Here is a 21,890-nt window from a genome sequence, read left to right as displayed (position 1 = left end):
GATGTCATATCGCCATCCACACCACCGTTTGCATTAATATTTGCAACAGATGCATTAACTTCCTTGGCAACAACGGCTTGCTCACCTTTAACGTGATACCATACCTTAGTATTATTTAAGAAATTCTTTTGATTTTCATTCTCTACTTTAGTCTGGTAAAAGATCAGGACGCCAGTCTTATTAATTTCACTTTGAGGAATAGTAACCTTAATTTTTCCGGTTGCGTCAATTGTGAAAGTTGCTCCAGGAAAGTCTGCTAAGAAATCATCGATAGCAGTTGAGCCACCGTAATATCCTGGTTTGTTACCTGTAGTAGTAATACTAAAACTATCTTTTACAAGTGAATGACCACCTTGGATGTCATCTTCAACACGAACATCACCATCTACATCTAAGTTCATTGCATTAATGGTTAGTGTCCAAAGAATATGTTCAGGATCATTCGCGTGCATATCACCCGCTTTGAGATAGAATGGAGCGCTGTTAACACCAGTAGCCATTTTCTTAACGTTTAATTCTACTTTTCTAGCTCCACTAATAATAGTGAATTTCCCGACATGCTCCTTATCGGTTGCTGTATCATTATGCCCTTCAATCTCAAACTCACCCCAACCGCGGATGTTTTGAAGGTTTTTGATGCCTTCATTAAAAGTCACCGTCGCAGATCCATCTGTAATGACCATGTCTCCAACATAAGTTCCATCAATACTCAGTGGAATAGTCTTTTTAAATCCTACACCAAAGATAGTTCCAGAACTAGTCCAATTAACTTTTAATGTATCCCCTGGTTGAATCTTTTGGGCATGCTCATCAAATGTAAACTTAACGGTTGTTTGTCCCCCATCTGTGATTTCTTGAGATGAAACAGTAAGTGAGCTAATATTGTTACTTACATCTCCAGCTTTTACCATATCGGATTGCGAAAATATGATAAATAATAATGGTAAAAATATAAGAAAGAAGACTTTTACAAGTCTACTTAGATTCTTTTGATTCATTTTCTTCTCCCATTTGTCTCCAATCATTTACATCAATTTGTATGTGGTTGCCAAAAACTTACAAAATTGAGAAATTTCATAGGTCGCTTTTTCAAGACAACACCAATAAAAATGCACCTCCCACTAGTCTGCAGTCGAAAAAGACATCCTACAAAGTGAATTATATCACAAATTAGTGAAGTTTTAAATATAAAAATATTTTATATTGTAAATTTTAAGGCTTTTACCAATATTAGATAAATGAAAAAGGACTATTATTTATTGAAATAGTCCTTTTAACTTGAAGTACAAGGACTTCAAGCTTATTTTTTATCTCATGGTCACAAATTCTTCGGATCCAGTTGGGTGAATGGCGACAGTTGCATCGAAATCGGCTTTTGTCGCTCCCATCTTGATAGCAACGGCAAATCCTTGGATCATTTCGTCCACGCCATATCCAAGTCCATGGAGACCAACGACTTTTTCTTCTGGCCCCGCAGTGATGAGTTTAAATTTTGCCTGCTGGCGGTGTTGGGTAACAGCGGTGTACATGGAAGCAAATTGAGAAGTATAGACTTTGATATTCTCTTTACCATAAGTTTGCTGGGCTTCTTCCTCCGTTAGGCCAACGGTTCCGATAGCAGGGTGAGAAAAGACAACGGTCGGGATGTTTGTATAATCCATTTTGGCATTCACTTTTCCATTGAATAGTCGTTCAGAAAGAGTGCGTCCAGCTTTAATAGCGACAGGAGTTAATTCTTTTTCTCCTGTGACATCCCCAAGAGCATAGATTCCTGGAATCACTGTATTCTGGTATTCATCCACTGCAATGAATCCTTTTTCATTTAAGGTGACGCCTGCAGCTTCTAGATTGAGATCCTGGACATTTGGTTTGCGTCCGGTTGCCCAGATGACATGTTCCGCTACATGGCTGGTCATATCTTCAAAGTAAACCTTGACACGTCCGTCTGTTAATTTTTCAAGCTTCATGGGAACCTTATGCTTGTGAAGAGGAAGTCTTTGTTTTTCCATTTCTTCCATTAAACCATCAGAAATGGAAGAATCAAAACTACGTAATACCCGATCTTTTCGAATGAAGAGGTCCGTTTGAACGCCTAGATGGTGAAGTACACCGGCTAATTCTACCGCAATGTAGCCAGCTCCAATTATAGCAATAGACTTTGGAAGTTCCTCCCAAGCAAAGACATCATCGGATGTTTCGCCAAATTCTGCTCCAGGAACAGAAGGAATATGAGGATAGGCTCCTGTCGCAATTACAATATGCTTGGCTTTGATGGTCTCTCCATTTACCTCAACCGTATGAGCATCCACAAAACGAGCACGACCTTCAATCAGTTCGACTCCATTGCGTTTGAAACTACCATCATAAGAATTCCGAGAACGATCAATATAGGCTTCACGATTTTTTCTTAAGGTTGCAAAATCAAATTTGGTCTGTTCAGAAGTAAAACCATAGTCTGGCCCGTAATCGCGAATGGCTTCTGCAATTTGTGCACCATACCACATAATCTTTTTAGGCACACATCCTCTGTTGACACAGGTGCCCCCCAATTGTTTTTCTTCGATGACAGCAGCGCGTGCTCCGTGCTCCCCAGCCCGGTTCATCGTAGCGATTCCTCCACTACCTCCACCGATTGAAATAATATCAAATTCTTTCATGTTTTCCTCCTAAATGGGATTTCAGTTTGATTGTAATATCAACTGTTACAAAAGTCAAGGGTTTAGCATTTCCCAAGCATTTAAATTTCATTTTGCTGTGTCAATTTTAGATAGAAAAGTAAGGAAATATGGTATACTATGGTATAGAAAAAAACGCTTTCTTTGATGGAGAAAAACGATGAAGAAATTGAAAAAATGGCAACTATTTACAGCCGCAGGTGCGGCAATTGCGGTGATTGGAACAGGAAGTGTGATGGTGTTTTCACATCCAAGTACTCCTGATCAAGCAGTCACGAAAGAAACTCTAATGGTGCAAACGGTCAAGGATGGCTCGATCGCTTCTTCGGTCTTGTTAACTGGGAAGGTCACTGCCAATCAGGAGCAGTATGTCTATTTTGATGGAACCAAAGGTGATTTGCAGTCGATTTTGGTCAATGTAGGAGATCAAGTGACGGCCGGTCAGCCAATCGTTCAATATAGCAGTACGGAGGCCCAAACAGCTTACGATGCAGCCGTTCGTGCTGTCAATAAGGCAGATCGTCAGTTAAATGATTTACTGACAAATGGTGTGAGCATTGATACGACAGGAGATGAAGAAGCAGATGCCAAGTCAGCTTCACAGACCCAACGCACTGTTGATTCTCAAGCTAGCGATTTACGAGATGCCAAGTCTGATGCGGTTGATAATATGAACAAGGCTAAGGCACTTCTGGATGCGACAACAGTCAAGAGTAATACAGATGGCACTGTGGTCGAAGTCAATAAAGATGTTTCAAAATCGACTACAGGGACCAACCAAACTCTGGTTCACATTGTGAGCAACGGGAATTTACAAGTCAAAGGGGAATTGTCTGAATACAATTTGGCCAATATCTCTGAAGGTCAGGAAGTGGTCCTCACTTCCAAGGTTTATCCGGATAAAACCTGGACAGGAAAGATTTCTTATGTAGCCAACTATCCGACCGACGCGGGTCAAGCAGGCACCAATGCAGCAGGTGGAACACAAGGAAGCGGTGGAGCCAAGTACCCATTCACAGTGGATATTACCAGTGAGATTGGGGAACTCAAACAAGGCTTTTCTGTCAATATTGAAGTCAAAAGTTCTACTCAACATCCCCTTGTTCCCGTGACAAGTGTCATGGCTGATGGGGATACGAGTTATGTATGGACGGTCGAAAATGGCAAGGCTAAGAAAGTAAAAGTGACGCTTGGTAACGCCGATGCTGAAAATCAGGAAATCTTGTCAGGCTTGAAGAAAGATGCTCAAGTTATTGTGAAGCCTAATGAGAAACTGGAAGATGGAAAAGAGATCGGAAAATATGACAAAATTGATTGAACTAAAAGGAATCAATAAAACCTATAAAAACGGGGACCAGGAACTTCGTGTCTTAAAAGACATCGATTTAGAAGTCGAAGAGGGAGAATTTGTGGCCATTATGGGTCCATCTGGCTCAGGGAAATCGACCTTGATGAACGTCATTGGCTTGTTGGACCGCCCTACCAGTGGAGAGTATTTTCTAGAAGGTCAGGAGGTTGGAAATCTCAGTGAGAAAAAATTAGCACGTGTTCGAAATGAACAGATCGGTTTTGTCTTTCAACAATTCTTTCTTCTCTCTAAGCTCAATGCCTTTCAAAATGTGGAACTGCCTCTCATTTATGCAGGAGTTCATCCTGCTAAACGGAAAGAATTAGCTGAGCAGTACCTTGAAAAGGTAGAGCTCCATTCTCGCATGCACCATTTGCCTTCGGAACTCTCTGGAGGTCAAAAACAGCGGGTAGCGATCGCTCGAGCTCTCGTCAATCAGCCAGCCATTGTCTTAGCAGATGAGCCGACTGGTGCCCTAGATACCAAGACGGGAGAGCAAATAATGGACTTGTTGACCAAGCTAAACCAAGAAGGAAAAACCATTATCATGGTTACACACGAGCCAGAAATTGCAGCCTTTGCGCATCGTCGCATCGTCATTCGTGACGGAGTGATCTCCTCAGATAGCAAGCTGGAAAGGGGGACCTAATGCAAAATTGGAAATTTGCGATCAGCTCGATTATGAGCCATAAATTACGGTCTTTCTTGACCATGGTGGGGATCATTATTGGGGTCGCTTCTGTGGTTGTCATCATGGCTCTGGGAGATGGTATGAAAGCTGGTGTCACCAAGACTTTTACCAAGGACCAAGAGTATGTACAAATCTCTTATTCTCCCAACAAGAGTGGCTATGTGACAGGAATCAATATTGGCCCTTCTGAAGATACAGGTGAAGGTGGAGGCGAAGGTGGCCCTGCAGCTGAGGATCGAGGGATGGCTGCTCCATCGGATATCGAGGGAGAAAATGCTGAAGATATTGATGGTCAAGTCAAAGAAGCACCACCAGTTGTGCAAGAATCTTGGGTCAAGGAATTAACCAAGATTCAAGGAATCGATGGCTATTATGTAGGCAATACCTCCAATGCAACCATTGCTTTTCAAAAGAAGAAAGCAGACGGGGTGAATATCCAAGGGGTAAATGAGACCTATTTTTCTGTCAAGAAGGTGGAACTCCTATCTGGCCGAAAATTAACGCCTGCAGACTATAGTAATTTCTCACGGGTAGTGCTTCTTGATGAAGGCTTGGCTCAACAATTATTTGGAACGGAAAATCCACTGAATCAGGTGGTCTCTGTTGGGGACAACAATTATCGCGTCGTTGGAATTTTCAAGGATCCAAATGCAGGGACTGCCCTCTATGGAGCTTCTTCAGGTGGAAGTGCCTTGATGGCCAATACTCAGCTGGCTTCTGAATTCGGAACGGATGAAATTCAAAATATTGTCGTCCATGTACCGGATGTGAAACAAATCAAATCCGTTGGGATCGAAGCTGCTCAAAAGCTAACAGAACTTTCAGGTGTTCGCCAAGGGGAATTCCAAATCTTTAATTTAGATAGCATCTTAGAGGAAACCAATAAAGTAGTAGGAATTATGACGACAGTAATTGGGGCTATTGCAGGGATTTCCCTCTTGGTTGGTGGGATTGGAGTCATGAATATCATGTTGGTTTCTGTCACTGAGCGGACGAGAGAAATTGGTCTTCGCAAAGCATTGGGAGCAACTCGAGGTAAGATTCTGGTTCAATTTTTGATTGAGTCTATGGTCTTGACCATCATTGGTGGGCTAATTGGACTTGGCCTTGCTTATGGTGTGAATAGCTTGATTACTACACTTGCTGCATCCTCCCTAGAAGGACCGCCGATTATTTCCTTAAATGTTGCTATTGGTAGTATTATTTTCTCTGCATTTGTTGGCATTATATTTGGGATTTTACCAGCAAATAAGGCTTCTAAGTTAAACCCTATCGAAGCACTGCGTTATGAATAAAAAATAGGAGCGAGTCAGGATGAATGGTTCAGGATTCATCACGCTCCTTTTTTATGTTTTTGTTGAATAGTATATCGAAACCTTTTTAATTATCTTGCCTTAGATAGTTCATGCTGTTTGGGGAGTCAACGACGGTGTTCTGATATTTTTGAGTATTCATTCAAGAAGCTGCATTTTTTCTTCTACCTTATTTTTGTTTAATTGGTAAATATTAGTGAATTTCTGGTCTAAATATGATAGAATAAGGAAGAATAACTTAGGAGGTTCCAAATGACTACTGAACATATGGAAGAATTAAATGACCAGCAGATTGTCCGTCGTGAGAAAATGGCGGCCCTTCGTGAACAAGGAATCGATCCATTTGGAAAGCGATTCGAACGTACTGCAAATTCAGGTCAATTAAAAGAAAAATATTCAGAATTAGATAAAGAACAACTCCACGACTTGAACGAAACAGCTATTATTGCCGGTCGTCTTGTAACAAAACGTGGAAAAGGAAAGGTTGGCTTTGCCCATCTTCAAGACCGAGAAGGTCAAATTCAGATCTACGTTCGTAAGGACGCTGTTGGAGAAGAAAACTACGAAATCTTCAAAAAAGCTGACCTTGGAGATTTCCTCGGGGTAGAAGGAGAAGTGATGCGGACCGACATGGGTGAGCTTTCAATCAAAGCAACTCACATTACGCATTTATCAAAAGCCCTTCGTCCCTTGCCAGAAAAATTCCACGGACTTTCAGATGTGGAAACCATCTACCGCAAACGTTATTTGGATTTGATTTCAAACCGTGAAAGCTTCGAACGTTTCGTAACTCGTTCAAAAATTATTTCTGAAATCCGTCGTTATTTAGATGGTCAAGGATTCCTTGAAGTGGAAACACCTGTGCTTCACAATGAAGCTGGGGGTGCTGCTGCCAAACCATTTATCACTCACCACAATGCGCAAAATATTGACATGGTGCTTCGTATCGCGACTGAGCTCCACTTGAAACGTTTGATTGTTGGTGGGATGGAACGCGTTTACGAAATCGGACGGATCTTCCGTAACGAAGGAATGGATGCCACTCACAACCCTGAATTCACTTCGATCGAAGTCTACCAAGCTTACGCTGACTTCCACGATATCATGGACTTAACAGAAGGTATCATTCAACATGCTGCTAAAGCGGTCCATGGAAATGGTCCAATTGACTATCAAGGAACAGAAATCAAAATCAACGAACCATTCAAACGGGTTCACATGGTTGATGCGATCAAAGAAATCACAGGTATTGACTTCTGGCAAGACATGACCTTTGAAGAAGCTGTAGCTCTTGCAAACGAAAAACATGTACCAGTTGAAAAACACTACACAGAAGTGGGACAAATTATCAATGCCTTCTTCGAAGAATTTGTTGAAGAAACCTTGACGCAACCAACTTTTGTTTATGGTCACCCAGTAGCAGTGTCACCTTTGGCTAAGAAAAACCCAGAAGACCCACGCTTCACTGACCGTTTCGAACTCTTCATCATGACCAAAGAGTATGCCAATGCCTTCACGGAATTGAATGATCCGATCGATCAATTGCAACGTTTTGAAGCGCAAGCGCGTGCGAAAGAATTGGGAGATGACGAAGCTACAGGCATCGACTATGACTACGTTGAAGCCCTCGAATATGGTATGCCACCAACAGGTGGACTTGGAATTGGTATTGACCGCCTCGTTATGTTGTTGACAAATGTAACAACGATTCGCGACGTTCTTCTCTTCCCAACTATGAAATAAGCTAAAAGAAAACACTGATCTTGCGATCAGTGTTTTTTAGTCCTCTATATAAGAGGTATCATTCCATTTTTCTAAGTGATAGTGCTCAAAATCATCTGTTGTCAAAATCGTCACGCTGGCATTATCTAGTCCACCATTTTTGCGGAGTTCTCCTGTTTCATAACCGAGCAAGGTTCGAATAGAAGCTGTCAAATTAGCTCCGTGTCCAACAATGAGAACGGTATCGAGCTCTTTTCCTTTCAGACTTTTTACAAAATCACAGGTACGTTTGGTTGTTTCATAAACAGATTCTGCATCAAAGATTTCATTTTGAAAACGGGCGAGGTTATGTCGAAACGCATCCATTTGTTGGGGATAGATGGCCGAAATGGTAGAAATTTTAGCTCCTTCTAATTTTCCCAAATTCCACTCACGAAGAGCAGGCGTTGGTTGCAATTTTAGAGGTGTCTCCAATTGATCGAGAATGATCTGTGCAGTATGGACTGTCCGTGGCAGATCACTTGCAAAAGCTGCATCAAAAGGGACAGTAGCTAGATGCTTTCCTAATTTTTCAAGCTGATGAATGGAGGCTGGTAATAGCGGAGAATCGCCATTTGATCCTTGCAAACGTCCTTCTTCATTCCATTCTGTCCGTCCGTGTCGAATAAAATATAGTTTCACAATCTTGTCTCCTTCTCTGTCTTTATTCCAAAATATCTGCAAAAGTCGCCTTTACGAAGTCTGCTAGAAGTTGTGGTTTGATTTGAATACTATGGCCAATTTCCCCAGCAGATACGATCATGGTTTCTAACTGAAGGGCTGATTCGTCGATAAAAATAGGAAAAGAATGTTTTTGGCGAATGCCCACCGGATTATTGGCCCCATGAATATAACCCGTTGTTTTTTCAAGATCTTTTTGAGGAATCATAGCGATTTTCTTATTTCCTGATAATTTGGCTAACTTTTTCTCTGAAAGATGCTCTGTAATAGGAATGATCCCAATCACGGGACCCGTTTTATCACCTTTGAGAGCTAGGGTTTTGAAAATAGTAGAGCGATCAATCCCTTCTGGTAAGATCCCTTCTAAAGCGTTGATTTGTAAGCCTATGTGCTCGATTTTTGCTTTTGTCAAGATCTGTTCGACCAAGGTTTTCTTCACTTTATTTTTTTTTGCCACGGCTTTCTCCTTTTCTCTTTTTCTCTACAAAATCAGATTTCATTAGACTATTATAACATATAATAGCAGCAATATTCTCTTCTCCTTAAAAATAGAAAACAGCAGAAAAAGTGAAAACCACTTGATCTGCTGTTTTAAGGCTATGAGGAAGAGTTATCTTTTTGTACCTTGAAAAGTTTCCGATAAATCGCTTCTTGGTCTTGCGTCGGAGCAATTTGGTTGAGATCCAAGTAGTGTGAGAATCCATTTAATTGCCCTTGAGAGGTATATTGATGCAAGTCGTATTCCGTATTGGTATCTGGCGCAGCATTATAGTAGCCATCATCAAATCCATAAGTAGGAATCCAAAGAGCCGTAAATTTATCAGTGGAGATACTATGTTCTTCCATGAAGTAGGTTCCGATATAGAGTCCAATATTTTTGGCACCCAAAGCTTGTAGTTTTGCTCGGAAAGCTTCAACGCCTGCGTTCATATCCTTCATGGTTTTTTCCTCAACATCTAACCAATAGTAGGTCGGCTTGTAAGGAGAAGCAGCCTTGTAAAATTCTTCTGCTTCTTTTTCCATTTCTTTTTTATCCTTAGCAGCGACATAAGCATAGACCGCGACTGGGATATTTCGTTTTTGGAATTCTTGGATATGGGTTTTATAGGATTTATCCAGACCATTTAAGTGGGTCGCCGCATTTTCCTTTTTAGCTTGAGCCCCACTATGGACACGAACGATCACACCTCCCACATTTTGGGAGAGAACATCGTAGTCAATTTCACTAGGCAATTGCCAGCCAGAGATATCAATGATCGGGCGGCCAACCAGTTCTGGATTGATATCTTCTTCTTTTTTAGAAGAAGAGCTTGCAGTGGTTGTTTTTTTAGGTGTATTGGAGTTCGGAATGGTTTTGGTTGTTGCTTGTTGCTCTCTGGCTTGCAGATCGGCAATCGTTCGTGAAAGAACCAGAAAAGAAATGATACCGATAAAAAAGACAAAGAGAACAACGGGTTTTATCCTTTTTCTCATACAAAATCATTTTACCGTAAATAAGACGAAAAGGCAAAACTTAATGCTTAAAAGATCACGATTTCAGCCATTATTTTCAAAAAAAAAGGAATCTTTTCATCGAAAAAGGATAAAAATATATGAAAATAAGAAGAATGACTAGAATATTTCTCGAAAATTGGGAAGAAGCCGAATCTTTTCGGGCCTTTCCTTGGTTTTGCTTCTTAAAAATGATATAATGAAGGTTGAACATTAGGAATATGGTGAATTATGAAAATTGAGAAAAGACATCTTTTAAATTATTCCATCCTCATTCCCTATTTGATTTTATCCATCATTGGCTTGATTGTTGTTTATTCGACAACAAGTGCCTTGGCAATTCAAAGTGGAGTGAGTTCGATTCGAATGGTACGGACACAGGGGCTCTTTTTCATCCTAAGTCTCCTAACCATCGCTTTGATTTATAAATTTAGCTTAAACTTCCTTCGAAATAAAAAAGTGCTGGCTTTTGTCATCTTTATTGAAGTGATTTTGTTGATTCTGTCCAGGTTTATCACAGATACGGTCAACGGTGCTCACGGTTGGTTGACGATCCCAGGAGGGTTTAGTATCCAGCCAGCAGAATACCTCAAGGTTATCTTAGTCTGGTATCTGGCTTTGATTTTTTCTAAGCGACAAGACGAAATCCGTGATTATGATTACCAAGCATTGACCCACAATGAATGGATTCCTAGAAATTTAAATGATTGGCGTTGGCTGACCTTGATTCTGATTGGAATCGTTGTGATTATGCCGGACTTGGGAAATGCGACGATCTTGGCCTTAACGGTCTTGATCATGATTACAGCTAGTGGAGTGGGCTATCGTTGGTTCACCTCTTTACTTGGTTTAGTTGTTGGAGCGTCGTCCATTGTCCTTGGTTCAATTTGGATTATCGGTGTGGACCGTGTCGCTAAAATTCCTGTCTTTGGTTATGTAGCCAAACGGTTTAGTGCCTTCTTTAACCCCTTTAATGACTTGTCTGGCGCGGGTCACCAATTAGCTAATTCCTACTATGCCATGAGTAATGGTGGTTGGTTTGGCTTGGGGCTTGGAAATTCCATTGAAAAACAAGGTTACTTACCAGAAGCCCACACAGACTTTGTATTTGCGATTGTGATTGAAGAATTAGGTTTTGTTGGAGCTAGCTTGATCCTTGCTCTCTTATTCTTCTTGATTCTTCGGATCATTTTAGTCGGTATTCGAGCAAAGAATCCTTTTAATTCGATGATGGCCATTGGGATCGGTGGGATGATCTTGGTACAAACCTTCATTAACATCGGAGGAATTTCTGGTTTGATTCCGTCTACTGGAGTGACCTTCCCCTTCTTGTCTCAAGGAGGAAATAGTTTATGGGTCTTATCTGTAGCGATTGCTTTCGTTTTGAATATCGATGCGAGTGAAAAACGGGCCAAGATGGAACAAGAAGGCATGGTTTTTGAAGAAAAAGGTAAAATTAAACCATATTATTAAAAGGGTATTGTTTAATGGCTATTCAAAAAGGAGAAAAAATGGTCTTACAAAAATTAGAGAACTTTAGAAATAAAGATATTGTTAAAGAAGAAGCCGAAATTTTAACCAATTTATTGGATGATATTACGAAAAATTTGGTTCGTCCAGAAACATTTGAAAAGATCTCACAATTGAAAGATCTATCGAAAACAAAGAATTATCGTGATTTGAACCAACTAGTGGAACAATTGACAAATGAAGAAATGACAGTCATTTCACGTTATTTTGCCATTTTACCACTCTTAATTAATATCTCAGAAGATGTCGATTTGGCCTATGAAATCAATCATTTGAATAACGTGGATGGTGATTACCTCGGAAAACTTTCTTCAACCATTAAAGAAGTTGCGAAAAATGAAGATGCACAAGAAATTCTTGAAAATCTCAATATTGTGCCTGTTTTGACAGCCCATCCAACTCAAGTGCAAAGAAAGACTATGCTGGATCTGACCAATCATATCCATGCTCTTCTTCGTCAACACCGGGATGTTAAAGCGGGATTGATTAATGAAAACAAGTGGTATAATAATCTTCGTTGTAATATTGAAATCATGATGCAAACGGATATGATTCGTGACAAAAAATTGAAGGTGACTAATGAGATCACCAACGTCATGGAATATTACAATAGCTCCTTTTTACAAGCTGTTCCAAACCTTATGCTGGAATATAAACGTTTGGCAAAAGAGCATGGATTAGAACTCGAACAACCACGTCCGATTACAATGGGAATGTGGATTGGCGGAGACCGGGACGGAAATCCGTTTGTAACTGCCGAGACCTTGAAACGTTCAGCAACCATTCAAAGTGAAGTCATTTTGAACTATTACATCGAAAAGATTTCTAAATTATACCGTCATTTCTCACTTTCAACGAGTCTTTCTAAAACAAGTGAAGCAGTAGCTGAAATGGCAGCCCTATCAAGTGATACATCTGTTTTTCGAGAAAAAGAGCCATACCGTCGTGCTTTCCACTATATCCAGTCAAAATTGATCCAAACATTGGTCAACTTAAAAGAATGGACGATGGTTGGGGAAACTAGAGAAGATCGTTATGCTGTCGAGAGATTATTAGGAGCAAACGCTCATCAACAAGGGCCAGTTTCTGACTATATCGGCAATCGTATCTCTGGAGCTTTAAAGAAAATTTCTGAGAAAGAAGCTCCAGCTTATGCCTCTGCTCAAGAATTTAAAGAAGACCTTAAAAAGATCAAAGATTCCTTGTTAGAAAACAAATCAGAGTATTTAATTTCTGGTGAATTTGCAGAACTTCTAGAAGCCATCGATGTTTTTGGATTCTATCTCGCCTCTATTGATATGCGCCAGGATTCTAGTGTGCATGAAGCCTGTGTAGCAGAATTATTGAAATCGGCAGGGATTAATGACCATTATTCTGATTTATCAGAGGATGAAAAGTGTCAGGTTCTCTTGAAAGAACTCTTAGAAGACCCACGAATTTTATCAGCTACCCATGCTGAAAAATCTGAACTGCTTGAAAAAGAACTAGCAATTTTCCATACGGCTCGTGAATTGAAGGATCGTTTAGGAGAAGAAGTCATTCGTCAAAACATCATTTCACATGCAACAAGTGTATCAGATATGTTGGAATTGGCTGTGATGTTGAAAGAAGTGGGCTTAGTTGATACAGAAAAAGCTCGCGTGCAAATCGTACCTTTGTTTGAAACAATCGAAGATTTGGATCATTCAGAAGAAACTATGAGAAGCTACTTGTCTCTTCCAATTGCCAAACGTTGGATTGCTTCTAAGAACAACTACCAAGAAATTATGTTAGGTTACTCTGATTCCAACAAGGATGGTGGCTACTTGTCTTCTTGCTGGACCCTCTTTAAAGCCCAACAACAATTGACTGCTATCGGAGATGAGTTTGGAGTGAAGATTACCTTCTTCCATGGTCGTGGTGGTACGGTTGGTCGTGGTGGAGGTCCTACTTATGAAGCCATCACTTCTCAACCATTGAAATCCATTAATGACCGTATCCGCTTAACCGAGCAAGGGGAAGTGATCGGCAATAAATACGGGAACAAAGATGCTGCCTATTACAACCTTGAGATGCTCGTCTCAGCAACCATTAACCGAATGATTTCCGAACAAAAGAGTCCATTTTCTATGTTTGATCGTTTCGGGGAAGTCATGGATAAAGTCGTGAATCGCAGTTACGATATCTATCGTGATTTGGTCTTTGGAAATGAGCACTTCTATGATTACTTCTTTGAATCAAGTCCGATCAAAGCTATTTCTAGCTTTAATATTGGTTCGCGTCCAGCTGCTCGTAAGACTATTACAGAAATTGGTGGTTTGCGTGCCATTCCTTGGGTCTTCTCTTGGTCACAAAGTCGGGTGATGTTCCCTGGTTGGTATGGAGTAGGTTCTAGCTTTAAGGAATTTATCGATGAGGATCCTGAGAATATTGAAACCCTTCGATATATGTATAAGAACTGGCCTTTCTTCCAATCTCTCTTGTCAAATGTGGACATGGTCTTATCCAAAGCCAACATGGATATTGCTTTTGAGTATGCGCAATTGTGTGAGGAAGAAGAAGTCCGCAATATCTATCAGATTATCTTACATGAATGGCAATTGACCAAGGATATCATCCTGATGATTGAGGAGCATGACGAATTGCTCGCGGAAAACCCTTATCTGAAAGAAAGTTTGGATTATCGGATGCCGTACTTTAACGTCTTGAACTATATTCAGTTAGAATTGATTCGACGTCAACGGACTGGACAACTATCAGCCGATCAAGACAAGCTAATCCATATCACCATCAATGGAGTGGCTACAGGATTACGAAATTCAGGTTAAAAAAATCGGAACATTGTTCCGATTTTTTCTACTCTAAAACGAAGTGATAGAAGATGCTTAACAAGTTTAAATTGAAGATTTCAAATGAGGATTTTCAAGGCTTGATCAGGATCTTTCAGCAAGAGGACAAAATAAAAGGAAAGAAGAGGAATAATTAAGAAAATATAGGTAAAAGGCTTGCAATTTTATCTAAAATTCGATAGAATAGTAAGGAAAGTTAGACTGTATTGCCTACTGTCTATCTATAAAATATATTTTATTGGAGGCTTTTACTCAAATGGCAAAAGAAAAATACGATCGTAGTAAACCGCACGTTAACATCGGTACAATCGGACACGTTGACCACGGTAAAACTACCCTAACTGCAGCAATCACAACTGTTTTGGCACGTCGCTTGCCTTCATCAGTTAACCAACCAAAAGACTATGCGTCTATCGATGCTGCTCCAGAAGAACGCGAACGCGGTATCACTATCAACACTGCACACGTTGAGTACGAAACTGCTAAACGTCACTACGCTCACATCGACGCTCCAGGACACGCGGACTATGTTAAAAACATGATCACTGGTGCCGCTCAAATGGACGGAGCTATCCTTGTAGTAGCTTCAACTGATGGACCAATGCCACAAACACGTGAACACATCCTTCTTTCACGTCAGGTTGGTGTCAAACACTTGATCGTCTTCATGAACAAAGTTGACTTGGTTGACGATGAAGAATTGCTTGAATTGGTTGAAATGGAAATCCGTGACCTTCTTTCAGAATACGATTTCCCAGGTGATGACCTTCCAGTTATCCAAGGTTCAGCTCTTAAAGCTCTTGAAGGTGACTCTAAATATGAAGACATCATCATGGAATTGATGGATACTGTTGATGAGTACATCCCAGAACCAGAACGCGATACAGACAAACCATTGCTTCTTCCAGTCGAAGACGTATTCTCAATCACTGGACGTGGTACAGTTGCTTCAGGTCGTATCGACCGTGGTGTTGTTCGTGTCAACGACGAAATCGAAATCGTTGGTATCAAAGAAGAAATCCAAAAAGCAGTTGTTACTGGTGTTGAAATGTTCCGTAAACAACTTGACGAAGGTCTTGCAGGGGATAACGTTGGTGTGCTTCTTCGTGGTATCCAACGTGATGAAATCGAACGTGGACAAGTTATCGCTAAACCAGGTTCAATCAACCCACACACTAAATTCAAAGGTGAAGTTTACATCCTTACTAAAGAAGAAGGTGGACGTCATACTCCATTCTTCAACAACTACCGTCCACAGTTCTACTTCCGTACAACTGACGTAACTGGATCTATCGAACTTCCAGCAGGAACTGAAATGGTAATGCCTGGTGATAACGTGACTATCGACGTTGAGTTGATCCATCCAATCGCCGTTGAACAAGGTACTACATTCTCAATCCGTGAAGGTGGACGTACTGTTGGTTCAGGTATGGTTACTGAAATCGAAGCTTAATTCGATCTAGTTCCCAGATTAACAATTATATAGACAGACAGAAAACCCCGTGAAGACGGGGTTTTTATTTTGGTAAAAAGTAAAATGAGCTTGTGCAACCTTTCATTATGACGAAATTTATGGTAAAATAGATAGTATAAAATTAGAAAAAAGAGGTATGTGAAATGTCACGTAAACCATTTATCGCTGGTAACTGGAAAATGAACAAAAATCCAGAAGAAGCAAAAGCATTCGTTGAAGCTGTAGCATCAAAACTTCCTTCAGCTGATCTTGTTGAAGCTGGCATCGCGGCTCCTGCAGTTGACTTGACAGCTGTACTTTCCGCTGCTAAAGGTTCAAACCTTAAAGTTGCTGCACAAAACACTTACTTTGAAAATGCTGGTGCCTTCACTGGTGAAACTAGCCCACAAGTTTTGAAAGAAATCGGTACTGACTACGTTGTTATCGGTCACTCAGAACGTCGTGACTACTTCCACGAAACTGATGAAGACATCAACAAAAAAGCAAAAGCAATCTTTGCGAACGGTATGCTTCCAATCATCTGTTGTGGTGAAAGCCTTGAAACTTACGAAGCTGGTAAAGCAGCAGAATTCGTAGGTGCTCAAGTTTCAGCTGCTTTGGCTGGATTGACTGCAGAACAAGTCGCTTCAACAGTAATCGCCTACGAACCAATCTGGGCTATCGGTACTGGTAAATCTGCTTCACAAGACGACGCACAAAAAATGTGTAAAGTTGTTCGTGACGTTGTAGCTGCTGACTTTGGTCAAGAAGTGGCTGACAAAGTACGTGTTCAATACGGTGGTTCAGTTAAACCTGAAAATGTTGCTGAATACATGGCTTGTCCAGACGTTGACGGAGCTCTTGTAGGTGGTGCATCACTTGAAGCTGAAAGCTTCTTGGCATTGCTTGACTTCGTTAAATAATGATCTAAAAAAGTCGAGGTTTCCCTCGACTTTTTTATAGTAGAAAAGACCAGCTACAAAGCTGGTCTTTTGAGTTAGGAACGTCCTAAAAGTTTCTTAATGAGAGAAATCATTTTGTATTTAAGAGGACGGGGATAATAACGGAAGGTTCCCATCTTACGAACGATGTAGCCATTGAAGTTCTGTTTGAAACGAAGCACACCATCTGACCCGTCAAAGATTCCTTGAATGCCTAGGAAGTTGTATAAGGTGATCCCTTTTTCTAATGCTCGCTTCATTGCATGGTATTGAATCAAGAAAGCAGCAGAAAATTTCTGAAATTTAGTATAAGATCCTCCAAATAAATAAGTGACTTCTGAGGGGGTATAGATTATGAGAGCACATGCTAAAGGAACTGTTTCAGATTCTTTACCAGCTAAAGTTTCCCGAACAATATTCTTTTGTTTCTCTAGTTTTTGTAATTGTTGTTCATATTGTTTGGCGGATGGATTTAGCAAGGAAATTTTCTGATCCAAGTGGGCAAGGGCAGCTGTTGAATTGATCTCAGCAACTACGAATTCCGCATATGGACCAAAACTATCATACAAATCATAGTAGTAACTCAGACTTTTATCTTCAAAACCTTGTCTCTTACCAGTTTCCTCGATAATTTGTTTAAACTGAGGGATTTCTTCTCTGGTAATGTTTCGGATGGAAATATCATAGTTTAGGGCAGTGGTAATATTACGACTACAATTTTTGTTGAAGGATTTTAGTAGAGTTTTGGAGTCAACTCCATTGAGATTCTTTAGATAGTGCCAGACAGGTTCTCCACCTGGGTAACCAGTTGTTAAACCATCATGCTGATAGCCCAAGTTTTTAAGGGTATCCATAAAATGAGTTTGCTCCTCACTGGTTGGATTTCCGTCGCTGTCAAAGGTTTGATAGGTATCATAGGGCTTGATGACGAGTTCAATAGCGCTATTCTCTTTCGCATAGTCTTTTAAAGCTGCATAGAAGGGTTCCAGCATAGCTTCCTCTTGGTAGAGGGGCCCTGAATTGATTTCCATATGGAGACCACCTGTCATGGGAAGACTATACAAGATCGCAGCCACTTGGACTTGATCATCTTCCTTCCAAGCGATAAATTGAACGGTGTTCCCTCGCTCTACAAGCAGATCTGCCATCTCTGCAGACTGGATGAAAGAGCGATGGGAGACGGTATTTGCAAATGAGGTAAATTCTTCTTTTGAAATTGTCGTAAGAGTCATGTAACTTATTTACTCCTTAATTTTTTCCGGATCTTGTAAGCTGTGTTTACAAGTGGATAAAGTGGACTTGTTGGAAGGTTGAATTCCCCAACAAATTCTTCAATGATAGGATTAAACTTAGATTTAAAATGATAGAGTCCACCATCTAGTGAATTTTCAATGCCTCCCATATTTTGCCAAGAAGCACCACGGTCGAAAGCGTGTTGGGCAGTTTCATACCAGGTGAGGATGGCGGGTTGGTAACGGCGGAATTCTTCATCCATCCCTGCATAAACATTTTCAGACGTCCCACCGAATTCAAGGCTTAAGGTACCAGATAAAGGAACGATCTTTTTACCTGTTTGGAGATGGTGCTCAAGAAATTGCAGTTCTTCCTCTATACGCTCTTTTTCTTTTTGGTTGTTCTCAACTTTGCCAGGCTTTGTTTTTTCGGTGAATTTTTCAGCCTCGGCCTTGTTTTTTTCAAGATCTTTTGTAAGGGAGGTTTTCCGTTTCTCGAGATCTAGCGTAGACAAGGTAATGTAGGATTGTCCTTGGTAGGTCGTGAGCAGTTTTTCGTAGTAGTCTTTTCCACGTAAATGAATGCTTTTACGAGCCTCAGTCTTTTTCATGAGAGAAGCAAAGTCCTCTAACAATTCGGTTCCGCCAAATTGGACTTGGATTCCTTTGTTTCGAGCAGTTCGGATGGCTTGTCGAGTAGATTTTGAAAGATCTTGCTCGGTGAAAAACTCTTTGTGGATATTTGCTTGAAAGCGTGGTTGGATATTTTCTGCCATATCACTGGTTCGGCCAGTCCATTCAACCCCTTCTTTAGTTAAGGTGTCGATCATCGCTTGCACAGTAGGAGCTTCCGTCTTTTCTTGTCCAATCAAGTGTTTACTCAAGAAAAGACTTGGATCAAATTTCACAAACAAGGCCTTGTATTGTTTGGCTATCTTTTTAAGGGACTGGATCACAAATGAAACCAGCTCTTTGTTTTGGTAATCCATGATTGGACCTCGAGGAATGTAGAGCATGGAAAAGCCAAGTGGCAGGGGTTGAATCAAGATGCTAGCAACAGCGACTAATTGGTCTTCTTGATAAAAACCAACCCGTTCATTTCCCCAATTATCTTTGATTTTTGCCCATGAGCTGCTTTGTAAGAGATTAGTTTGGTCACTCTGAATAACAAAGTCATCATGCTCACTAGCAGAAATTCCTAGCTGGTAATGGTACATTTCTTATAATACCCACTTTCTAATGGCGTATGCAACGCCAGATTCATCATTTGATTTGGTAATAGTTGTAGCAATTTTTTTAAGAGCTGGATTGCCATTCTCCATAACGACGGCATGTCCCACGACTTCTAGCATGGAACGGTCATTTTCCTCATCTCCGATGGCCATGGTTTCTTCTTGCTGAATTCCAAGTCGTTCAGCTAGATGAAGAACAGCTGATCCCTTATTGGTTGTTTTCCCTAGAATTTCTAAATAAAAAGGGGCTGATTTGACCATAGTGAAGCGATCCTTGAATTCTTTAGGGATTTTTGCAATCGCAGCATCTAGAATATCTGGTTCATCGATATACATGGCCTTGACAAATTCTTTCTCACGAACTTCCTCAGGCGTCCGGTAATAAAGGGGCATATTGACCAGTTGGGATTCACGAATGGTGTAGCGTCCGATATCTCGATTGCTGGTATAGATGCCGTCTTTAGTAATCGCATGAGAGTGGATTTGGAGTTTGTTAGCAAGAGACTCGATATCGAGACAGTCCTCATAATCTAAAAGTTCTTTGATGAGTTCTTTTCCAGTAGCGGTTTCTTGCACCAGACCGCCATTAAAGGTAATGACATAGTCTCCAGGATCCATCAAATGGAGTTCTTTTAAAAGTTTTGAGACCCCTGCGATAGGACGACCGGTTGTGATAACTATTTTAACGCCTGCAGCTTTAGCGTCTTGAATGGCTTCAAATACGGAAGGTGTGATCTCTTTTTTTGAATTGAGAAGTGTACCATCGATATCGATCGCCACTAATTTAATGGACATCCGTCTCTCCTGTAAAATAATCATTGGTGATATAGGAAGTGAATTCCTCTACTTGCTTACTGAAAAGTCCATTAACCTCCAGCATTTCTTTTGGGAAATAGAAGCGGTTGTCCCCATAGCGAGTTCCTGCTAAAGCAGCGACGAGTGGAGACAACTGAGACAATTCAGCGAGACTCCCATCTTTTCGGATCATCTCGATCTGGGTCCGCGGTTTTTCAAGCTCTGGTCGATAAATATCGTAGGGCAGGTCAAAATTTTGATGAATAGCGGTGTAGTAGGTTGGATTAAACCCAACCTCTTTAATCAGTTTTTCAAGGATTGCTAAGTCTTTTCGCTTATCTTCTGTAAATAGAGTCGATTTAAAGACTTTCCGATTAATATAGCGCTGAGCAAGATCAGACAAGATGGTATCCGGACTATCCATCCAGACTTGGAAATAGGTATTCATCACACCGTCATCTAGATTTAAGTAGTCTTGGATAGTGACTTCTTCTTCAAAAAATGGAATCAAGCGAGGTGAAGTCAGTTGAAAATACTCTTTCTGATCTGGATAAATGGTTCTAGCGCGTTTGAGTAGATTTTGAAGGAGGACTTCCATGGCACGAGTAGCTGGGTGGAAGTAGACCTGCATATACATTTGGTAACGGCTGACCACGTAATCCTCGACAGCATGCATGCCATTTTGTTGGAAGGCAATGCCATTTTCAATCGGTCGAATAACGCGCAAAATACGGGTCAAGTCAAATTTTCCATAGGAAGCACCCGTAAAGTAGGCATCCCGCAGTAAATAATCCATCCGGTCCACATCAATTTGACTAGAAATCAATTGCACCACTTGTTTATTGGGGTAGGTATGATCAATGACGCTGGCTACACGATTTGGGAAATCAGGAGCTACCTGTAAGAGGATCTGATTGACCTCCGTCTCTGGACTGGTGATGATCAGCTGGGTCATTTTTTCATGATCGGTCCCAAACAGTCCTTCAAAGGTATGGGAATAGGCACCATGTCCAATGTCATGAAGAAGGGCGGCTGTCATGGTCAGTAAGTTTTCATCAGAATGCCATTGCTCTGCATACTTTTCCTCAAAAATGGACAGAATGCGTCTTGAAATTTCATAGGCGCCAAGACAGTGAGAAAAACGACTATGCTCCCCACCGTGGAAGGTAAAACCAGATGTCCCCAGTTGTTTGATGCGGCGTAGTCGTTGAAATTCTTTGCTATTAATTAATTGATAAATGATGGGATGATCCACATGAACGTAATCATGCACGGGATCGCGAAAGACTTTTTCATTCATGGGTCTATTATAGCAAAAAAAAGCCTATTTTGCGATCTAGAGGCTAATAGGGGCAGTCAAAATGCGTAAAATTTGATAGAATAGTATGGCAAGAAAAGAAGAGAAGGAGACAAAGATGCAGATTCGCATTCAAAATACCATTCGATTTGGAGAAGAAATGGAAATTGTTGATCAGTACTATCAAGGTGAATGGAAGGAAAAAGCAGGTTTTCAATATCTCTTGTATACCAATGAAGAAGATGAAAAGGTTGCTTTGAAATTTTCCAACGATGAATTGGTCATGACACGATTCTCAAGTCCTAAATCCATCATGCGTTTCTACAAAAATGAAGATGGTGGGGCAATCATCCCAACTCCGATGGGCATTCAGCAGTTTTTGATTACAACAGACCTCTTTCAATTAGAAGCAGGTCATTTGCAAGTCTCTTATCGCTTGTTAACTCTCGATGGCGAACAGGAATTTGCCAATTATCAATTGCTGGTGGAATGGGAAGAATAATCCTCATTAAATTATTCGAGATCCTGCTTGCTTTATTCTATAAAAATGGTATAATAAAACCACTCAAGGGAGTAGCTGGCGGTTTTCCGCGATAGTGTCGTCATTACGAAATTATTTCCG

18 protein-coding genes are annotated in these 21,890 nt (G+C 40.7%); 9 read left to right on the top strand and 9 right to left on the bottom strand.

The window, feature by feature from the left end; genetic code table 11:
* Together HMPREF1195_RS04455 and gorA are read right to left on the bottom strand one after the other, a co-directional pair.
* Positions 1-998, bottom strand: a 998-nt coding sequence (locus HMPREF1195_RS04455) for a collagen binding domain-containing protein (RefSeq protein ID WP_023918673.1), incomplete at its 3' end; no start/stop codon positions are given.
* Between the two features lie 309 nt (positions 999-1,307).
* The gene (gene gorA / locus HMPREF1195_RS04450; RefSeq protein ID WP_023918671.1) at positions 1,308-2,657 is read right to left on the bottom strand and encodes a glutathione-disulfide reductase; all 1,350 of its coding nucleotides are present in this window, start codon (positions 2,655-2,657) and stop codon (positions 1,308-1,310) included.
* 178 nt (positions 2,658-2,835) lie between these two features.
* On the opposite strand from gorA, the gene HMPREF1195_RS04445 reads away from it, so the two are divergent.
* The 4 genes from HMPREF1195_RS04445 (at position 2,836) to lysS (ending at position 7,770) form a co-directional block, all read left to right on the top strand.
* The gene (locus HMPREF1195_RS04445) at positions 2,836-3,993 is read left to right on the top strand and encodes an efflux RND transporter periplasmic adaptor subunit (RefSeq protein ID WP_023918670.1); all 1,158 of its coding nucleotides are present in this window, start codon (positions 2,836-2,838) and stop codon (positions 3,991-3,993) included.
* Positions 3,977-4,672, top strand: a complete 696-nt coding sequence (locus HMPREF1195_RS04440) for an ABC transporter ATP-binding protein (RefSeq protein ID WP_003002759.1) — start codon at positions 3,977-3,979, stop codon at positions 4,670-4,672. The genes HMPREF1195_RS04445 and HMPREF1195_RS04440 overlap by 17 nt, the downstream gene beginning before the upstream one ends.
* Positions 4,672-6,009: an ABC transporter permease gene (locus HMPREF1195_RS04435; protein ID WP_023918668.1), complete on the top strand. Its 1,338-nt coding sequence runs from the start codon at positions 4,672-4,674 to the stop codon at positions 6,007-6,009. Before HMPREF1195_RS04440 ends, HMPREF1195_RS04435 begins: the two co-directional genes overlap by 1 nt.
* 270 nt (positions 6,010-6,279) lie before the next feature.
* Positions 6,280-7,770 (top strand): lysine--tRNA ligase, encoded by a 1,491-nt coding sequence (gene lysS / locus HMPREF1195_RS04430; protein ID WP_023918666.1) that lies wholly within the window; start codon positions 6,280-6,282, stop codon positions 7,768-7,770.
* 36 nt (positions 7,771-7,806) lie between these two features.
* Here the strand turns inward: lysS and HMPREF1195_RS04425 are convergent, their stop codons facing one another.
* The 3 genes from HMPREF1195_RS04425 to HMPREF1195_RS04415 form a co-directional block, all read right to left on the bottom strand.
* Positions 7,807-8,430 (bottom strand): histidine phosphatase family protein, encoded by a 624-nt coding sequence (locus HMPREF1195_RS04425; RefSeq protein ID WP_023918664.1) that lies wholly within the window; start codon positions 8,428-8,430, stop codon positions 7,807-7,809.
* Positions 8,431-8,452: 22 nt separating this feature from the next.
* Positions 8,453-8,926 (bottom strand): aminoacyl-tRNA deacylase, encoded by a 474-nt coding sequence (locus HMPREF1195_RS04420; protein ID WP_023918663.1) that lies wholly within the window; start codon positions 8,924-8,926, stop codon positions 8,453-8,455.
* A gap of 140 nt (positions 8,927-9,066) precedes the next feature.
* The gene (locus HMPREF1195_RS04415; protein ID WP_023918661.1) at positions 9,067-9,942 is read right to left on the bottom strand and encodes a GH25 family lysozyme; all 876 of its coding nucleotides are present in this window, start codon (positions 9,940-9,942) and stop codon (positions 9,067-9,069) included.
* A 249-nt stretch (positions 9,943-10,191) separates the two neighbouring features.
* On the opposite strand from HMPREF1195_RS04415, the gene ftsW reads away from it, so the two are divergent.
* The 4 genes from ftsW (at position 10,192) to tpiA (ending at position 16,694) form a co-directional block, all read left to right on the top strand.
* Positions 10,192-11,433, top strand: coding sequence for a cell division peptidoglycan polymerase FtsW (gene ftsW, locus HMPREF1195_RS04410; RefSeq protein WP_023918658.1), 1,242 nt, complete (start codon positions 10,192-10,194; stop codon positions 11,431-11,433).
* A 38-nt stretch (positions 11,434-11,471) separates the two neighbouring features.
* Positions 11,472-14,297 carry a phosphoenolpyruvate carboxylase gene (ppc, locus tag HMPREF1195_RS04405; protein WP_037599471.1) on the top strand — a complete coding sequence of 942 codons (2,826 nt, stop codon included), beginning with the start codon at positions 11,472-11,474 and terminating at the stop codon, positions 14,295-14,297.
* A gap of 277 nt (positions 14,298-14,574) precedes the next feature.
* On the top strand, positions 14,575-15,771 hold the full coding sequence (gene tuf / locus HMPREF1195_RS04400; protein WP_003002543.1) for an elongation factor Tu: 1,197 nt from the start codon (positions 14,575-14,577) through the stop codon (positions 15,769-15,771).
* Between the two features lie 164 nt (positions 15,772-15,935).
* Entirely contained in the window at positions 15,936-16,694 is a 759-nt protein-coding gene (gene tpiA, locus HMPREF1195_RS04395) for a triose-phosphate isomerase (RefSeq protein WP_023918654.1), read from the top strand.
* A gap of 74 nt (positions 16,695-16,768) precedes the next feature.
* Here tpiA and HMPREF1195_RS04390 read toward each other — a convergent pair whose 3' ends face one another.
* Genes HMPREF1195_RS04390 through HMPREF1195_RS04375 form a run of 4 tightly spaced genes read right to left on the bottom strand, consistent with a single transcriptional unit; the run spans position 16,769 to position 21,271 of the window.
* Complete coding sequence (locus tag HMPREF1195_RS04390) at positions 16,769-17,944, bottom strand: aminoacyltransferase (protein ID WP_023918651.1); 1,176 nt, start codon at positions 17,942-17,944, stop codon at positions 16,769-16,771.
* 5 nt (positions 17,945-17,949) lie between these two features.
* Positions 17,950-19,161 (bottom strand): aminoacyltransferase, encoded by a 1,212-nt coding sequence (locus tag HMPREF1195_RS04385; RefSeq protein WP_023918649.1) that lies wholly within the window; start codon positions 19,159-19,161, stop codon positions 17,950-17,952.
* 3 nt (positions 19,162-19,164) lie between these two features.
* Positions 19,165-19,971, bottom strand: a complete 807-nt coding sequence (gene yidA, locus HMPREF1195_RS04380) for a sugar-phosphatase (protein ID WP_023918648.1) — start codon at positions 19,969-19,971, stop codon at positions 19,165-19,167.
* On the bottom strand, positions 19,961-21,271 hold the full coding sequence (locus HMPREF1195_RS04375; RefSeq protein ID WP_023918647.1) for an HD domain-containing protein: 1,311 nt from the start codon (positions 21,269-21,271) through the stop codon (positions 19,961-19,963). The genes yidA and HMPREF1195_RS04375 overlap by 11 nt, the downstream gene beginning before the upstream one ends.
* Positions 21,272-21,386: 115 nt before the next feature.
* On the opposite strand from HMPREF1195_RS04375, the gene HMPREF1195_RS04370 reads away from it, so the two are divergent.
* Positions 21,387-21,770, top strand: coding sequence for a YwiB family protein (locus tag HMPREF1195_RS04370; RefSeq protein WP_003008038.1), 384 nt, complete (start codon positions 21,387-21,389; stop codon positions 21,768-21,770).
* Positions 21,771-21,890: the final 120 nt, after the last annotated feature.

The organism is Streptococcus parasanguinis CC87K (genome assembly GCF_000507765.1).
In the GTDB taxonomy this organism is placed as follows: domain Bacteria; phylum Bacillota; class Bacilli; order Lactobacillales; family Streptococcaceae; genus Streptococcus; species Streptococcus parasanguinis_J.
This window is presented reverse-complemented; position numbering and strand designations above follow the sequence as displayed.

Excerpts from the sequence above, each read along its gene's own strand:
- tpiA (WP_023918654.1), top strand. The coding sequence starts at position 15,936 with ATGTCACGTAAACCATTTATCGCTGGTAACTGGAAAATGAACAAAAAT.
- HMPREF1195_RS04415 (WP_023918661.1), bottom strand. The coding sequence starts at position 9,942 with ATGAGAAAAAGGATAAAACCCGTTGTTCTCTTTGTCTTTTTTATCGGT.
- HMPREF1195_RS04435 (WP_023918668.1), top strand. The coding sequence starts at position 4,672 with ATGCAAAATTGGAAATTTGCGATCAGCTCGATTATGAGCCATAAATTA.
- gorA (WP_023918671.1), bottom strand. The coding sequence starts at position 2,657 with ATGAAAGAATTTGATATTATTTCAATCGGTGGAGGTAGTGGAGGAATC.
- HMPREF1195_RS04370 (WP_003008038.1), top strand. The coding sequence starts at position 21,387 with ATGCAGATTCGCATTCAAAATACCATTCGATTTGGAGAAGAAATGGAA.
- HMPREF1195_RS04440 (WP_003002759.1), top strand. The coding sequence starts at position 3,977 with ATGACAAAATTGATTGAACTAAAAGGAATCAATAAAACCTATAAAAAC.
- ftsW (WP_023918658.1), top strand. The coding sequence starts at position 10,192 with ATGAAAATTGAGAAAAGACATCTTTTAAATTATTCCATCCTCATTCCC.
- HMPREF1195_RS04445 (WP_023918670.1), top strand. The coding sequence starts at position 2,836 with ATGAAGAAATTGAAAAAATGGCAACTATTTACAGCCGCAGGTGCGGCA.
- lysS (WP_023918666.1), top strand. The coding sequence starts at position 6,280 with ATGACTACTGAACATATGGAAGAATTAAATGACCAGCAGATTGTCCGT.
- HMPREF1195_RS04375 (WP_023918647.1), bottom strand. The coding sequence starts at position 21,271 with ATGAATGAAAAAGTCTTTCGCGATCCCGTGCATGATTACGTTCATGTG.
- ppc (WP_037599471.1), top strand. The coding sequence starts at position 11,472 with ATGGTCTTACAAAAATTAGAGAACTTTAGAAATAAAGATATTGTTAAA.
- HMPREF1195_RS04390 (WP_023918651.1), bottom strand. The coding sequence starts at position 17,944 with ATGACTCTTACGACAATTTCAAAAGAAGAATTTACCTCATTTGCAAAT.
- yidA (WP_023918648.1), bottom strand. The coding sequence starts at position 19,971 with ATGTCCATTAAATTAGTGGCGATCGATATCGATGGTACACTTCTCAAT.
- tuf (WP_003002543.1), top strand. The coding sequence starts at position 14,575 with ATGGCAAAAGAAAAATACGATCGTAGTAAACCGCACGTTAACATCGGT.
- HMPREF1195_RS04385 (WP_023918649.1), bottom strand. The coding sequence starts at position 19,161 with ATGTACCATTACCAGCTAGGAATTTCTGCTAGTGAGCATGATGACTTT.